The following is a 15304-nucleotide window of genomic DNA, read 5'->3' as shown; positions in this document are numbered from 1 at the left end:
TTAGAATGCGTGCAAAGGTAATTCAGGCTCCCCGACGAACCGCTGTCGGTGTAGCCCTTGAACCCGAAAGTTCAAGGTGGAGATTGCAGGAGGCGTTAAGGCTTTCCGTCAAGCGGACATGCACACCGGCCCCACGTGCAACCCCCGTGGTTGTGCGTATCGGCTCAGGGACATGACCGACTGGCAAGCACTCCAGGGAGTGGCGCCAGTATACCGATTCTTAACCCTTATTTGAATCTTGATCGTCAGACAATGCCTGATCGACGCGCTCGAGCAGATCGCGTACCTGCTCGCGAGTAGCGCCACCGGCCGGTGCTTCGGGGCGTTCCTGGTTGTGCAGCAGGTCGTGGGTAATATTCAGCGCGGCCATCACGGCGATCCGGTCGGCACCGATCACTTTGCCGCTGCTGCGGATTTCACGCATTTTGCCATCCAGGTAGCGTGCGGCGCTGACCAGATTGCTGCGTTCCTCGGGTGGACAGATGATCGAGTATTCTTTGTCGAGGATCTGAACGGTCACGCTATTGCTTGAACTCATGAGTCTTGCTCCAGGGCCTTGAGTCGCAAAATCATCGATTCGACCTTACGCCGGGCGATTTCGTTTTTTTCGATGAGGTGGGCACGCTCCTCGCGCCAGGACTTTTCCTGAGCTAATAGGAGTGCATTTTGCCGTTTAAGTTGCTCGACTCGCTCAATCAGCAGCTCGAACCGGCCCATCAGCGTTTGCAGATCGTTCTCTTGCATTGGTTGCCACTCGATTCGGTCTGGCGGGTGATTGCCCGATTTATGCCCCGGCCTGCTCCGAGTTGGCCGCGTCGATGGTCTTGGCGCGCCTGCCGGTGCTAGGATACAAGGTCTTCATTCTAGTCATTGCGCCGTCTGGCGCCTAGTTGCCCATGCCTATTACCAATTCGCCGTACACCGCTTTCGCCACTTTGCTCACCAGCAACGGCCATCCTGTATCCCCTGCCGAACTGCACGGGCTGTTGCTCGGGCGCAGTTGCGCTGGGGCTGGCTTTGATGCGGAGGCCTGGTTGGCCGACGCCGCCCACCTGCTGGAAAACGATCCGGCAGACAATGTTCGTAACGCTTTGATCGGCTTGCAGGAGATGGTCAAGGGCGAACTCGCCGGTGACGATATCACTATCGTACTGCTGCTGCCGGGCGACGACGAGGCGCTGACTGACCGCGCTGCGGCGCTGGGTGAGTGGTGCAAGGGCTTCCTTTATGGCTTCGGTTTGAACTCCGCTGGCGTGACCCTGAGCACTGAAGCCAAAGAAGTTCTTCAGGACCTTGATGCTATTTCCCAGGTGCAGGACGCCCTGGAAGAATCCGAGGACGGTGAGAGCGACTATATGGAGGTGATGGAATACCTGCGCGTCGCGCCGCTATTGCTGTACACGGAATTGGCCAAATCGGTCGAACCTGCAGCCAAACCTTCGCTGCACTGATTGTAGAGGGACCCCACTGCCCATGAGCCATATCCCCAAGTCGGAATACGCCCGTCGACGCAAGGCGCTAATGGCGCAGATGGAGCCCAACAGTATCGCTATCCTGCCTGCCGCTGCGGTTGCCATTCGTAACCGCGACGTCGAGCATGTGTACCGGCAAGACAGTGATTTCCAGTACCTGAGCGGCTTCCCTGAACCGGAGGCAGTGATTGCGCTGATTCCCGGTCGCGAGCATGGCGAATACGTGTTGTTCTGTCGCGAGCGCAATCCCGAGCGGGAATTGTGGGATGGGCTACGCGCTGGGCAGGAAGGTGCGGTGCGTGATTTTGGCGCCGATGACGCCTTCCCGATTACCGATATCGACGACATCCTGCCGGGCCTGATAGAAGGCCGGGACCGGGTGTATTCGGCCATGGGCAGCAACCCCGAGTTTGATCGTCACCTGATGGAGTGGATCAATGTGATCCGTTCCAAGGCTCGCCTTGGTGCCCAGCCACCGAACGAGTTCGTTGCCCTGGATCATCTCCTGCACGACATGCGCCTGTATAAGTCGGCGGCAGAAGTGAAAGTGATGCGTGAAGCGGCAGCCATTTCTGCCCGCGCCCATGTTCGCGCCATGCAGGCTTGTCGTGCTGGCTTGCGTGAGTACAGCCTGGAGGCCGAGCTGGACTACGAGTTCCGCAAGGGCGGGGCGAAGATGCCCGCCTATGGTTCTATCGTTGCTGCCGGACGCAACAGCTGCATTCTGCACTATCAGGAGAACGATGCACTGCTCAAGGATGGTGATCTGGTTCTGATTGACGCCGGTTGTGAGATCGACTGCTACGCCAGTGACATCACCCGGACCTTTCCGGTCAGTGGCCAATTCTCCCCGGAACAGAAAGCGATCTACGAACTGGTGCTCAAGGCTCAGGAAGCGGCAGTCGCCGTTATTGCTCCAGGTAAACACTGGAATCACGCGCACGAAGCAACGGTTCAAGTGATCACTGAAGGGCTGGTGGCGTTGGGGTTGCTCAAGGGCAGCGTCGAAGCGTTGATCGAAAGCGAAGCTTACCGGGCGTTCTACATGCATCGCGCTGGCCACTGGCTGGGCATGGATGTACATGACGTCGGCGAATACAAGGTTGGCGGTCAGTGGCGGGTACTCGAACCGGGTATGGCCCTGACGGTGGAGCCTGGCATCTATATCGGTGCCGATAACCAGAGTGTCGCGAAAAAGTGGCGCGGCATTGGCGTACGTATCGAGGATGACGTAGTGGTTACAAAGCAGGGCTGTGAAATCCTGACCTCCGGTGTGCCGAAGACGGTCGCTGAAATCGAGGCCTTGATGGCTGCCGCGCGCAGTGCCGCGGCATGAAACGGGTGAACCTGGCAATTATTGGCGGCGGCCTGGTCGGCGCCAGTTTGGCGCTTGCCCTGCAGGCAGGTGCCAAGGCGCGCGGCTGGACGATCCTGCTGATTGAACCCTTTGCACCCGGCGACACTTACCAGCCGAGCTATGACGCGCGTTCGTCCGCTCTATCGTACGGCACCCGCCAAATTTACGAGCGCCTTGGCCTGTGGCAGCAGATCAGTCGTCGCGCCGAACCCATTCGCCAAATCCAGGTTTCTGACCGTGGCCGCTTTGGTGCCACGCGCCTGGATGCCCTGGAGGAAGGCGTTCCTGCCCTGGGCTACGTGGTGGAGAACGCCTGGCTCGGCCAGTGCCTGTGGAAAGGCCTGGATGCCGATGTGGTCAGCTGGCGCTGTCCGGCTGAAGTGACAGCCATGCAGGCGCTGGAAGACGGCTACCGTCTTTCGCTCAATGACGACACCGTGGTCGAATGCGATCTTGCCGTGCTGGCCGATGGCGGTCGCTCCGGGTTGCGTGAGCAATTGGGCATTCATGTCAGTCAGCGGCCATACAACCAGAGTGCGCTGATTGCCAACATCACACCCAGTGAAGCCCACTGTGGCCAGGCATTCGAGCGCTTCACAGATGAAGGACCGATGGCCTTGTTGCCGTTGCCGGAAAACCGCTGTGCGCTGGTCTGGACCCGTGCAGGTATGGATGCCAAGCGCCTGGCGGAACTGGACGAGCGCAGCTTCCTTGGTGAGCTGCAACATGTGTTCGGCTATCGCCTGGGTGCTTTGCGCCAAGTGGGCGCGCGGCATCTTTACCCTTTGTCATTGGTGGAAGCCCAAGAGCAAGTGCGTCCGCACCTTGTCGTTCTGGGTAACGCTGCCCACAGCCTGCATCCTATTGCCGGGCAGGGTTTCAACCTCTCCCTGCGTGATGTGCAGTCGCTGGCTGAAGGCCTGTTGGCAGGCCCTGGGGTGCCAGGTGACTTTGCCACATTGCAAGCCTATCGAGAGCGCCAGCGGCTGGACCAGGACATGACCGTGGGTTTTTCCGACCGAGTAACCCGCTTGTTCGGCAACGCCCAGCCATTGATTGCCACTGGACGTAACCTGGGCTTGCTCGGGCTTGACCTGTTGCCTCCAGCCAAGCGCTGGTTTGCCCGTCAGGCCATGGGCCTGGGAACCCGTCCGGACCCGCGGAGCTGAGCATGGATGACTCGCGTAAACTGGCCCGGCGCGCACGGCTGCTGCGCTGGCTGCTGAATTTTTATCCGCCTTATATTGGCGCCGGTATTCGGGTGTTGAGTATCAGCCCGGATTTGCGCCATGTGAGGGTGCGCATGGGCCTGCACTGGTTCAACCGCAACTATGTGGGAACCCAGTTTGGCGGCAGCCTCTATTCGATGGTCGATCCGTTCTACATGCTGATGCTGATAGAGCTGCTGGGCCGTGAGTACATCGTCTGGGACAAGGCAGCCAGTATCGACTTTATCGCACCGGGCAAAGGCCCGGTGTTCGCTGACCTGCGCATCGATGATGAGCTGCTGGCTGACATTCGCGAGCACACCGCAGGCGGTAAAAAGTACCTGCCAAAACTTCAAGTCGATATCCGCGACGCTGCCGGTGAGTTGGTGGCGCAGGTCGACAAAACCCTATACGTGCGGCTCAAGCCGCAAGCGAGACAGGCTTAAGGCATGGAAATGCGCGCAGATCTGTTGATTGTCGGTGCCGGTATGGTCGGCAGCGCCCTGGCCCTGGCACTTCAGCACAGTGGCCTGGAAATTCTCCTGCTCGATGGCAGTCCGCTGTCGGTCAAGCCATTCGATGAGCAGTCTGCTTTCGAGCCGCGGGTCAGTGCCCTGTCGATGGCCAGCCAGCGGATCCTGGAGCGCCTGGGCGCCTGGCAAGGCATTGAAGAGCGCCGCCTGAGTCCGTATTCGGACATGCGTGTCTGGGACGGCAGCGGCACCGGTCAGATCCATTTCTCGGCGGCCAGCGTGCACGCCGAGGTGCTGGGCCACATCGTCGAAAATCGCGTGGTTCAGGAGGGTCTGCTGCAGCGCTTGCATGACAGCGAAATCGGCTTGCTGGCCAATGCGCGTCTTGAGCAGATGCGCCGCTCTGGTGATGAGTGGCTGCTGACCCTCGCCGATGGCCGGACCTTGCGCGCACCGCTGGTGGTCGCGGCTGATGGTGCGCACTCGGCGGTGCGCCGCCTGACGGGCTGCGAGACGCGTGAATGGGACTATCTGCACCACGCCATTGTCACCAGCGTGCGCTGCTCTGAGCCGCACCAGGCTACGGCCTGGCAACGCTTTACCGATGAAGGCCCGTTGGCCTTCCTGCCTTTGCTGCGGGACGGCCAGCAGGATTGGTGCTCGATTGTCTGGTCGACCACGCCAGAGCAGGCCGAGCGTCTGATGAAGTTGGACGATAGCGATTTCTGTGCACAGCTGGAGCGCGCTTTCGAAGGTCGCCTCGGCGCTGTGTTGCAAGCCGACCCAAGGCTTTGTGTGCCTCTGCGTCAGCGGCATGCCAAGCGCTATGTCGCCGAAGGTCTGGCGCTGATCGGCGACGCTGCCCACACCATCCATCCGTTGGCGGGGCAGGGCGTCAATCTGGGTTTTCTCGATGCAGCCACCTTGGCTGAAGAGCTCCAGCACGCCTATGAGCGGGGGGAGCGACTGGCAGATATCCGTGTCCTGAGCCGTTACGAACGCCGGCGCATGCCACACAATCTTGCGCTTATGGCGGCGATGGAAGGCTTTGAACGCCTGTTCCAGGCCGACCAGCTACCGCTGCGCTGGCTGCGTAACAGCGGCCTGAAATGGGTGGAACAACTGCCTGAAGCGAAGGCCCTGTTTGTTCGTCAGGCTCTTGGCCTTAGTGGTGATCTGCCAGACTTGGCGCGGGCCTGAGTCCAGCGTTGCAAGCGCAGTAACATCTGGTAACTCCTCCCCGATGAGTTCAGTTGAGATGGGAAATGGGATTAACTACCATTTGCACCTCTTTTGAACTTCGAGGACATGCACCATGTTGCCACGCAAGTACGTACTGGCCGCTCTGGCTTTGACTCTGCTGGGCGGTACCGCCCAGGCTGCGGATGAAGTGGTGGTGTATTCCTCGCGTATCGATGAGTTGATCAAGCCGGTTTTCGATGCCTACACGGCCAAGACCGGGGTCAAGGTCAAGTTCATCACCGACAAAGAAGCCCCTTTGATGCAACGCATCAAGGCCGAGGGTAAGAACGCCACCGCTGACCTGTTGCTGACGGTCGATGCCGGCAACCTCTGGCAGGCTGAGCAAATGGGCATTTTGCAGCCGATCAAATCCGAAGTGATCGATGCCAATATTCCCAAGCAGTACCGTGCTTCGTCTCACGACTGGACCGGCTTGAGCCTGCGTGCGCGGACCATCGCTTACTCCACCGATCGAGTGAAGCCGGAAGAGCTGAGCACCTACGAAGCCCTGGCCGACAAGAACTGGGAAGGCCGCCTGTGCCTGCGCACGGCGAAAAAGGTCTACAACCAATCGCTGACCGCCACCCTGATCGAAACCCACGGCGAGAAGAAAACCGAGGAAATCATCAAGGGCTGGGTCAATAACCTCTCCACGGATGTGTTCTCCGATGACACCGCCTTGCTGCAGGCGATCAACGCTGGTCAGTGCGACGTTGGTATCGTCAACACCTACTATTACGGTCGCCTGCACAAGGAAAATCCGAACCTTGCCGTCAAGCTGTTCTGGCCCAACCAGGCCGACCGTGGCGTGCATGTCAACCTGTCGGGTATCGGCCTGACAAAATATGCGCCACATCCTGAAGCCGCTACCAAGTTGGTGGAATGGATGACAGGCGAAGAGGCGCAGAAGATTTTCGCGGGTGTGAACCAGGAATTCCCGGCCAACCCGAAAGTAGCGCCTTCCGAAGAAGTCGCTGCTTGGGGTTCGTTCAAGGCCGACACTATCCCTGTCGAAGTGGCTGGCAAGCGCCAGGCTGAGGCGATTCGCCTGATGGATCGGGCTGGCTGGAACTAAGTCGTTGCCCTGACAGGCCCCTGTGGCAACGGGCTTGCCCCGCGATTGCAAGATGACTGACATAATGCAATCACGGCGCAAGCCCGTTTCTATTTAAAAAGAGATTTGTCCTTTTGGCTCACCCCGCCCAACGCCGCTGGTATCCCCTGGTTTTTGCAGTTGCCGCCCTGGTGCTGCTGCCGCTGAGCGTACTGCTGTTGTCTTGGCAGTCGGTCGACATGCAAATCTGGTCGCACCTGATCGATACCCAGATGAGCCGCTTGCTGGGCAACACCTTGACCCTCATCGTGGGGGTGGGCGTCGGAGTGACCGTATTGGGTGTCAGCCTGGCCTGGCTAACCAGTCTGTGTGAGTTCCCCGGCAGACGCTGGCTGGACTGGGCGTTAATGCTGCCGTTCGCGATTCCTGCCTATGTGTTGGCATTTGTTTTTGTCGGTCTACTGGATTTTTCCGGGCCGGTGCAGACCTTGCTGCGCGAGTGGTTCGGGCCCATGCGCCTGCCTCGGGTGCGCTCCACCGGTGGGGTGATCATCGTCCTCGTGCTGGTGTTCTACCCCTATGTGTACTTGCTTGCCCGTAGCGCTTTCCTGGCCCAGGGCAGAGGCTTGATGGAAGCGGCGCGGGTGCTTGGGCATTCGCCGCTGCAGGCATTCTGGCGCGTGGCGCTGCCCATGGCCCGCCCAGCTATCGGTGCAGGCATTGCCCTTGCGCTGATGGAAACCCTGGCTGACTTCGGCGCAGTATCGGTGTTCAACTTCGACACCTTCACTACAGCCATCTACAAGACCTGGTATGGCTTCTTCAGCCTTTCAAGCGCCGCGCAGCTGGCCAGTCTGTTGCTGCTGGCGGTTATGCTGGTGCTCTACGGCGAACGTCGTGCCCGGGGTGCAGTGCGGGGCAGCAACGAACGGCCCAGGAGCAAGGCTCTGTACCACTTGCGCGGCGTGAAGGCATTGGCGGCCAGTAGCTGGTGCCTGTTGGTGTTTGCCTGTGCCTTCGTCATTCCGTTGCTGCAATTGCTGGTGTGGTTTTGGCAGCGCGGCCGTTTCGATCTTGATGAGCGCTACTCCAGCCTGATTGTGCATACCCTCTACCTGGGAGCTATGGCGGCGCTGATCACGGTGAGTGTTGCGCTGATGCTGGCCTTCGCCAATCGCCAGGCACCTACGGCGAGTATTCGTGCTGGGGTAGGGCTGGCCAATCTTGGATACGCTTTGCCAGGCTCGGTACTGGCGGTGTCGATCATGTTGGCATTCAGTTACCTGGACAATCAGTTGGTGGTGCCGCTGTCCAATTGGTTGGGCGGTGCCGGCCGACCGTTGTTGCTGGGCAGTCTGTTCGCTTTGCTACTGGCGTACCTGGTGCGATTTATCGCCGTGGCCTACGGGCCGCTGGAAACCAGTCTGGAGCGTATTCGCCCATCACTGCCGGAGGCTTCGCGCAGCCTTGGCGTGAGCGGTCCAAAATTATTTTTCAAGGTGTATCTGCCTTTGTTGGTGCCGGGGGCCTTGAGCGCCGCCTTGTTGGTGTTCGTCGATGTTCTCAAGGAGATGCCGGCGACATTATTGATGCGCCCGTTCGGCTGGGACACGCTGGCTGTGCGCGTGTTCGAAATGACCAGCGAGGGTGAGTGGGCGCGGGCTTCGCTGCCCGCACTGACGCTGATTCTGGTTGGACTTTTGCCGGTCATCGGTCTGATTCGACGTTCGGCACATCGTGTAGGTCAAACGCGCTGAGGGTGTCAGCCTTCAAGCTTGCAGCTACAATGCGCGGCATTCGCTGCGGCCGGTCCTACAAACCGGGTAGCTGAAATGCTGCCAACAGCCGTAGCTTCGCCACGCCCGGAAGGAGAAACCCATGGGACTGCGCACGCCTCTTTATGACCTGCATTTGGCGCTAGGCGCCAAGATGGTCGATTTTGGCGGTTGGGACATGCCTTTGCATTACGGCTCTCAGGTCGAAGAGCACCATCAGGTGCGTAGCGACTGCGGAGTGTTTGATGTTTCCCATATGACCGTGATCGATGTTCATGGCGGCCAGGCTCGTGCCTGGCTGCAGTACCTGCTGGCCAACGACGTCGACCGTCTGACCGAGCCCGGCAAAGCGCTGTACAGCACTATGCTCAACGAGCAGGGCAATGTTATCGACGACATGATCGTCTATCGCTGTGAGGACGGTTATCGACTGGTCGTAAACGCGGCGACGCGAGACAAGGACTGGAAGTGGTTGAACGATCACAAAGGCACCTTCCTGGTCGAGCTTATCGAACGTCCGGAGCTGGCTATCCTGGCTATCCAGGGCCCTGGTGCCCGTGCCAAGGTCGCCGAGTTGGTCAGCGCTCCACGCGCAGCCCTGATTCGCGAACTCAAGCCCTTCGAAGGCCGCACCGAGGGCGATTGGTTTGTTGCCCGCACCGGTTATACCGGGGAAGATGGCCTGGAAATCATCCTGCCCGCTTTGCAGGCGCCTGCGTTCTTCAACGACCTGGTGGGCGCAGGCATTGCTCCCAGTGGCCTTGGTGCGCGCGACACGCTGCGCCTGGAAGCGGGCATGAACCTGTATGGCCAGGACATCGATGAGGCCCATACGCCGCTGACTTCTAACCTGGGTTGGAGTGTTGCCTGGGAGCCGGCCGAGCGCGATTTCATTGGGCGCAGCGGGTTGCTGGCGGAAATCGAGCATGGCGTCGATCAGAAACTGGTCGGGTTGGTGCTGGAAGAGCGCGGTGTGCTGCGTGCCCATCAGGTAGTGCGTGTAGCCAATATTGGCGAAGGGGAGATCACCAGTGGTAGTTTCTCTCCTACGCTGAGCAAGTCGATTGCGTTGGCGCGGGTGCCAATGGCAACCGCCGACCGTGCCGAAGTAGAAATCCGTGGCAAATGGTATCCGGTGCGGGTGGTCAAGCCGACCTTCGTGCGCCATGGCAAGACTCTGATCTGAACCTAATTCTTGCGGGTTTACCGCTTACCCTATCGAGGAAAACAAGATGAGCAATATCCCCGCCGACCTGCGTTTTGCCGAAAGCCACGAGTGGGCCCGGTTGGAAGCTGATGGCACAGTAACCGTCGGTATCAGCGACCACGCTCAGGAAGCGCTGGGTGACGTGGTATTCGTCGAGCTGGCGGAAGTCGGCAAGGTTTTCGCCGCTGGCGACGCTGCCGGTGTGGTTGAGTCGGTCAAGGCCGCCTCGGACATCTATGCACCGGTAGGTGGTGAAGTAATCGCGGTAAATGAGGAACTGGCCGACAGCCCAGAGTCGCTGAACAACGATCCATATGCCAGCTGGATCTTCAAACTCAAGCCAGTCGACACTGCCGAACTGGAAAAACTGCTCGACGCTGCTGGCTACAAAGCGGCCATCGGCGAATAGTTTTTCACACAAGCGGCAATATCTTCCTAGACTCAATATGCCTCGACTGCTCGGGGCTTGGTCTAGGAAGAGAGAGCCGCTATGTCCCAGTCGCCGTCCCTGAGCCAACTTTTCGAAGTTAATCCTTTCCTGCGTCGCCATCTGGGGCCAGATGCCTCGGAACAGCAAGCCATGCTTCAAGCCCTTGGTCTGGGCACTCGTCGCGAACTGATCGAGCAGACCGTGCCTGCGGGCATTCGCTTGAACCGGCCACTGGAACTGCCCGCTGCTTTGGATGAGCAGACAGCCCTGAGCAAGCTCAGAGGCTATGCCGAGCAGAATCAGGTGTGGACCAGCCTGATTGGTATGGGTTACCACGGTACGCTTACGCCAACGGTCATTTTGCGCAACGTGCTGGAAAACCCGGGTTGGTATACCGCCTACACCCCGTATCAGCCGGAGATTGCTCAAGGCCGCCTTGAAGCATTGCTGAACTTCCAGCAGATGATCATCGACCTCACTGGGCTGGACCTGGCTAACGCCTCGTTGCTTGATGAAGCCACGGCGGCGGCGGAAGCCATGGCCTTGGCCAAGCGCGTGGCCAAGTCGAAAAGTAATGTGTTCTTCGCCGATGAACACTGCCACCCGCAAACCCTGTCGGTGTTGCAAACCCGTGCCGAAGGCTTTGGTTTCGAGTTGGTGGTCGATACCGTGGATAACCTGGCTAACTACCAGGTATTCGGCGCTTTACTGCAGTACCCGGATACCCACGGCGACATTGTCGATCTGACGCCACTGATCGAACAGTTGCACAAGCAGGACGCCCTTGCCTGTGTGGCTGCCGACCTGCTCAGCTTGCTGATGCTGACCCCGCCTGGCGAGTTAGGTGCGGACGTGGTGTTGGGGTCGTCGCAGCGATTCGGTGTGCCGATGGGCTATGGTGGCCCACATGCGGCCTATTTTGCTTGCCGTGATGAGTTCAAGCGCGCCATGCCTGGGCGCATTATCGGTGTGTCCAAGGATGCGCGTGGAAACGTGGCGCTGCGAATGGCCTTGCAGACCCGTGAGCAACATATTCGTCGTGAGAAAGCCAACTCCAACATTTGCACCGCGCAGGTGCTGCTGGCCAACATCGCTGCGTTCTACGCGGTGTATCACGGCCCTCAAGGCTTGCTGCGCATTGCCCAGCGGGTTCACCGGCTGACGTCCATGCTTGCTGCCGGTTTGCACAGCAAAGGCATCAAGCGTCTGAATGAACACTTTTTCGACACCTTGACCCTGGAAGTTGGCGGCAGCCAGATCGCGATTATACAAAGTGCTGAAGCTGCGCAGATCAACCTGCGCATTCTTGGTCGCGGCCAGTTGGGCGTCAGCCTTGATGAGACCTGCGATCAGACAACCGTGCTGCGTTTGCTCGATATATTCCTCGGTGCAGATCACGGCCTGGATATGGACAACCTCGATGCGCAGATCTTGCCTGAAGGTATTCCGCCGGCACTGCAGCGAAGCTCGACCTATCTCACCCATCCGGTGTTTAACCTGCATCACAGCGAAACCGAGATGCTGCGTTATCTCAAGCAGCTGGAAAACAAGGATCTGGCGCTGAACCAGTCGATGATCCCGCTTGGCTCATGCACCATGAAACTCAATGCCAGTAGCGAAATGATCCCGATTACCTGGCCGGGGTTTGCGTTGTTGCACCCGTTTGCCCCCGCCGCGCAGGTGCAGGGCTACAAGGCGATGATCGACGAACTGGAAGCCTGGTTATGTGCAATCACGGGTTTCGACGCGATCTGCATGCAGCCAAACTCCGGTGCGCAGGGCGAGTACGCCGGTTTGATGGCGATTGCCAAATATCACCGTAGCCGTCACCAGAGTCAGCGCGATATCTGCCTGATCCCCTCGTCGGCCCACGGCACCAATCCGGCCTCGGCGCAGATGGCAGGCATGCAGGTGGTGATCGTCGAGTGTGATGAGGCAGGCAACGTCGACCTTGCGGACCTGACCGCCAAGGCGCAGGCCGCAGGCGAGCGCTTGTCGTGCTTGATGGCCACCTATCCATCGACGCACGGGGTGTATGAAGAAGGCATCAGTGAAATTTGCGACGTTATCCACAAGCAGGGCGGCCAGGTGTACATGGATGGCGCCAACCTCAATGCCCAGGTCGGTCTGACCCGGCCTGCTGATATCGGTGCCGATGTTTCACACATGAACCTGCACAAGACCTTTTGCATTCCTCATGGCGGCGGCGGTCCAGGCATGGGCCCGATAGGCGTGCGTGCCCATCTGGTCCCTTTTGTCGCCAGCCATCCCGTCATCCCGGTGCCCGGGCCAAACCCGCAGAACACCGCTGTCAGTGCGGCGCCTTGGGGCAGCGCCAGTATTTTGCCGATCAGTTGGATGTACATCGCCATGATGGGGCCGCAGTTGGCCGATGCCAGCGAGGTGGCGATCCTGTCGGCCAACTACCTGGCCGAGCAGCTGGGTGGGGCGTTTCCGGTGCTCTATCGGGGTCGCAATGAGCGCGTCGCCCATGAATGCATCCTGGATTTACGGCCACTGAAAGCCTTGACCGGAATTACCGAGGAGGATGTGGCCAAGCGCCTCATGGATTATGGCTTCCATGCACCGACCATGTCGTTCCCGGTACCGGGGACATTGATGGTTGAGCCTACCGAAAGCGAATCGAAGGCGGAGCTGGATCGCTTTGTCGAAGCGATGCTGAGTATTCGCGCGGAGATTCGTGAGGTGCAGGACGGTAACTGGTCTGCAGACGACAACCCGCTCAAGCATGCACCGCATAGCTTGGCGGATGTATTGGGCGTGTGGGCGCGTCCGTACAGCATCGCCCAGGCAATTGCGCCCAGTGACCATGTGCGACAGCACAAGTACTGGCCAGCGGTGAATCGGGTGGACAACGTGTTTGGTGACAGGAACCTGTTCTGCGCCTGTGTTCCTGTTGAGGACTATCGCAGTTGATCGCGGGCCAGGGCGCCCCTGTGGGGCGCACTGGCCCTGCAAGGGTGAATTACTCGCTTACAGCATTTTTGGCCAGAATCGCATGGGCCAGATCCATGTCACTCGCTTCCAGTCCCGGGTTGTCAGCCCGCACCTTCTGGATGGCAGACTCCAGATAAGGGCCACGGATAGCACCTTCACTGGCAACGAAACTGCCTGCATCGTCCTGCGCGGCAAGGACCAATTTGTGGTCTTTGGACGTCAGGTAGGTGGAGCCTGTGGTTGCGCCAGAGGAAATGACATTGCGCCAGAAGGTATCGGCCATGGCTGAACCGATTGGCAGGGAGAGCAGGGCAAGGGTTGCGACTGCAGCTTTGAGACGCATCGAGGGGTGACTCCAACTGAGGTTGACTGACAGCTTCGATCGGATTGCCTCGATCTAGTTCCCTGAAGCCACCCGCAGGACTTCTGTCATGGTGGTCAACCCCGAAGCCACCTTCTGCGCGCCGCGCTGTTGCAAGGACAGCATGCCATCGGCGATGGCTTGTCTACGCAGTTTCTCGAGGTCGATATCGTCGTGGACATGGGTTTTCAGCCCTTCATTCACGTTCAGCAGTTCATAAATACCGGTGCGGCCGAAGTAGCCGGTCTGCCGGCAATCATTGCAGCCCCGGGCCAAGTAGCCGTCTTCACCCGGAGCCGCCTTTTCCTTGCAGTTGCAGAGCGTGCGTACCAGGCGCTGGGCCATTACACCAATGAGCCCAGCCTTGATCAGGTGCGCAGCAAGGCCTAGCTCAAGCAGACGTGTGATAGCGCTGCAAGCATCGTTGGTGTGCAGGGTGGATAGCACCAGGTGTCCGGTCAACGCGGCCTGGAAGGCCACTTGGGCTGTTTCCAGGTCGCGGATTTCTCCAATCATGATGATGTCCGGGTCCTGGCGTAACAAGGCGCGAGTGCCTTCGGCAAAGCCAAGGTCAATGGCTGGATGTACTTGCAGCTGATTGAACCTTGGTTCGACCATTTCGATGGGGTCTTCCACCGTACACAGGTTGACCTGCGAAGTGGCCAAGTGTTTGAGCGTGGCGTACAGGGTGCTGGTCTTGCCCGAGCCGGTTGGACCGGTGATCAGAATCAACCCGTGGCGCTGCCCGATCAATGCCAACCAGCGCGCAAGATCGTTGCCCTCCAGGCCCAACTGAGAAAAGTCTTGCTGCAGCACCATCGGATCGAAGATGCGCAGCACCAGTTTCTCCCCAAAGGTGGTGGGCAGCGTCGATAGGCGCAGTTCCAGTTCATTGCCAGCGGGCAGGCGCGTCTTGATCCGACCATCCTGCGGACGGCGTTTCTCCGCGACATTCATGCCTGCGAGCGTTTTCAGGCGACTGATGACTGCCAGGGTTACATCGCCGGGAAACTGATACACCGAATGCAGCAGGCCATCGATGCGAAAACGCAGATGACCCTGGTCTCGGCGTGGCTCCAGATGGATGTCGCTGGCACGTTGATCGAATGCGTATTGCAGTAGCCAGTCGGCAATGGTGACGATATGGGCATCATCGTCTTCGTGTGGTCGACCCTTTTCGCTCAGGTCAAGCAACTGTTCGAGGTTGCCAGGTGGAAACGCTGGCACTGGCTGGTGGCAGGCCCCTTTTACCGAGCGGGCCAAATGAAAGAAAGCCTGACTGAACCGGCGAATTTGCACCGGGCTTGCTAGAACGTGATTGATAGGCCTGCGCAGCACTTGTGCCAGATCGGCCTCCCACGACCTGGTAAACGGTTCAGCGCTGGCCACGGTGACACTATTGGCATCCGCCGCTATCGCCAGAATGCCGTGACGCTGGGCAAATGCGGCGGACATCAGTCCTGTGGTTGCGCCCAGGTCGAGTTGCAAGGGATCGATATGCCTGTAGGGCAGTCCGGCGCGCTCGGCCAGCCACTGACATAGGTTCTCCAAGTTCAGGTGTTGGTCTGCTTGGCGGGGATCAGGCAGGTTTTGCGCCGCGATCAGCTCCAGAGGATGTGTATCGCCGATCTGGCGTAGGCTTCGCAGCGCCTGGGCTGCTTGCGGGCCGATGAGTCGGGCATCGAGCAACGCGGTAAGAAGACCGTCCAGGCTTAGCCTGCGATCCTGATCCGTGACAGTCATGCGGCATCCTTGCCTTGCTGCCTG

At 59.4% G+C, this 15304-nt stretch carries 14 protein-coding genes and 1 other RNA gene; 10 read left to right on the top strand and 5 right to left on the bottom strand.

Translation table 11 applies throughout. The features are described from left to right. Positions 1 to 24: 24 nt before the first annotated feature. From ssrS to H8F21_RS00620, 3 genes are all read right to left on the bottom strand, one after another. Positions 25 to 202, bottom strand: a non-coding RNA gene (ssrS, locus tag H8F21_RS00630) — 6S RNA. A gap of 18 nt (positions 203 to 220) precedes the next feature. Then, complete coding sequence (locus H8F21_RS00625; RefSeq protein ID WP_203479021.1) at positions 221 to 538, bottom strand: cell division protein ZapA; 318 nt, start codon at positions 536 to 538, stop codon at positions 221 to 223. Further along, on the bottom strand, positions 535 to 744 hold the full coding sequence (locus H8F21_RS00620) for a TIGR02449 family protein (RefSeq protein ID WP_203479022.1): 210 nt from the start codon (positions 742 to 744) through the stop codon (positions 535 to 537). The genes H8F21_RS00625 and H8F21_RS00620 overlap by 4 nt, the downstream gene beginning before the upstream one ends. A gap of 152 nt (positions 745 to 896) precedes the next feature. On the opposite strand from H8F21_RS00620, the gene H8F21_RS00615 reads away from it, so the two are divergent. The 10 genes from H8F21_RS00615 to gcvP all read left to right on the top strand — a co-directional run bounded on the left by H8F21_RS00615 (position 897) and on the right by gcvP (position 13155). Next, entirely contained in the window at positions 897 to 1451 is a 555-nt protein-coding gene (locus H8F21_RS00615; protein ID WP_203479023.1) for a YecA/YgfB family protein, read from the top strand. Positions 1452 to 1473: 22 nt separating this feature from the next. Further along, positions 1474 to 2808, top strand: a complete 1335-nt coding sequence (gene pepP / locus H8F21_RS00610) for a Xaa-Pro aminopeptidase (protein WP_203479024.1) — start codon at positions 1474 to 1476, stop codon at positions 2806 to 2808. Next, positions 2805 to 3998, top strand: coding sequence for a 2-octaprenyl-6-methoxyphenyl hydroxylase (gene ubiH, locus H8F21_RS00605; RefSeq protein ID WP_203479025.1), 1194 nt, complete (start codon positions 2805 to 2807; stop codon positions 3996 to 3998). The genes pepP and ubiH overlap by 4 nt, the downstream gene beginning before the upstream one ends. 2 nt (positions 3999 to 4000) lie before the next feature. Continuing rightward, a complete protein-coding gene (locus H8F21_RS00600; RefSeq protein WP_203479026.1) occupies positions 4001 to 4483 on the top strand; it encodes a DUF4442 domain-containing protein in 483 nt (160 codons plus the stop codon). Positions 4484 to 4492: 9 nt separating this feature from the next. Then, positions 4493 to 5710 (top strand): 2-octaprenyl-3-methyl-6-methoxy-1,4-benzoquinol hydroxylase, encoded by a 1218-nt coding sequence (locus tag H8F21_RS00595; RefSeq protein ID WP_203479133.1) that lies wholly within the window; start codon positions 4493 to 4495, stop codon positions 5708 to 5710. Positions 5711 to 5825: 115 nt separating this feature from the next. Then, positions 5826 to 6827 carry an extracellular solute-binding protein gene (locus tag H8F21_RS00590; protein ID WP_203479027.1) on the top strand — a complete coding sequence of 334 codons (1002 nt, stop codon included), beginning with the start codon at positions 5826 to 5828 and terminating at the stop codon, positions 6825 to 6827. A 113-nt stretch (positions 6828 to 6940) separates the two neighbouring features. Continuing rightward, positions 6941 to 8563 (top strand): ABC transporter permease, encoded by a 1623-nt coding sequence (locus H8F21_RS00585; RefSeq protein ID WP_203479028.1) that lies wholly within the window; start codon positions 6941 to 6943, stop codon positions 8561 to 8563. 121 nt (positions 8564 to 8684) lie between these two features. Continuing rightward, positions 8685 to 9767, top strand: coding sequence for a glycine cleavage system aminomethyltransferase GcvT (gene gcvT, locus H8F21_RS00580; protein WP_203479029.1), 1083 nt, complete (start codon positions 8685 to 8687; stop codon positions 9765 to 9767). Positions 9768 to 9813: 46 nt separating this feature from the next. Further along, positions 9814 to 10197, top strand: a complete 384-nt coding sequence (gene gcvH / locus H8F21_RS00575; RefSeq protein WP_203479030.1) for a glycine cleavage system protein GcvH — start codon at positions 9814 to 9816, stop codon at positions 10195 to 10197. Positions 10198 to 10278: 81 nt separating this feature from the next. After that, positions 10279 to 13155 (top strand): aminomethyl-transferring glycine dehydrogenase, encoded by a 2877-nt coding sequence (gene gcvP / locus H8F21_RS00570; protein ID WP_203479031.1) that lies wholly within the window; start codon positions 10279 to 10281, stop codon positions 13153 to 13155. Positions 13156 to 13204: 49 nt separating this feature from the next. Here the strand turns inward: gcvP and H8F21_RS00565 are convergent, their stop codons facing one another. Together H8F21_RS00565 and H8F21_RS00560 are read right to left on the bottom strand one after the other, a co-directional pair. Continuing rightward, positions 13205 to 13519 (bottom strand): DUF2388 domain-containing protein, encoded by a 315-nt coding sequence (locus tag H8F21_RS00565; protein ID WP_203541862.1) that lies wholly within the window; start codon positions 13517 to 13519, stop codon positions 13205 to 13207. Between the two features lie 54 nt (positions 13520 to 13573). Then, the gene (locus tag H8F21_RS00560; protein ID WP_203479033.1) at positions 13574 to 15280 is read right to left on the bottom strand and encodes a GspE/PulE family protein; all 1707 of its coding nucleotides are present in this window, start codon (positions 15278 to 15280) and stop codon (positions 13574 to 13576) included. Positions 15281 to 15304: the final 24 nt, after the last annotated feature.

This window comes from Pseudomonas arcuscaelestis (assembly GCF_016881005.1).
In the GTDB taxonomy this organism is placed as follows: Bacteria; Pseudomonadota; Gammaproteobacteria; order Pseudomonadales; family Pseudomonadaceae; genus Aquipseudomonas; species Aquipseudomonas arcuscaelestis.
The sequence above is the reverse complement of the archived record's forward strand: the minus strand, read 5'-3'. Positions and strand labels throughout refer to the sequence as shown.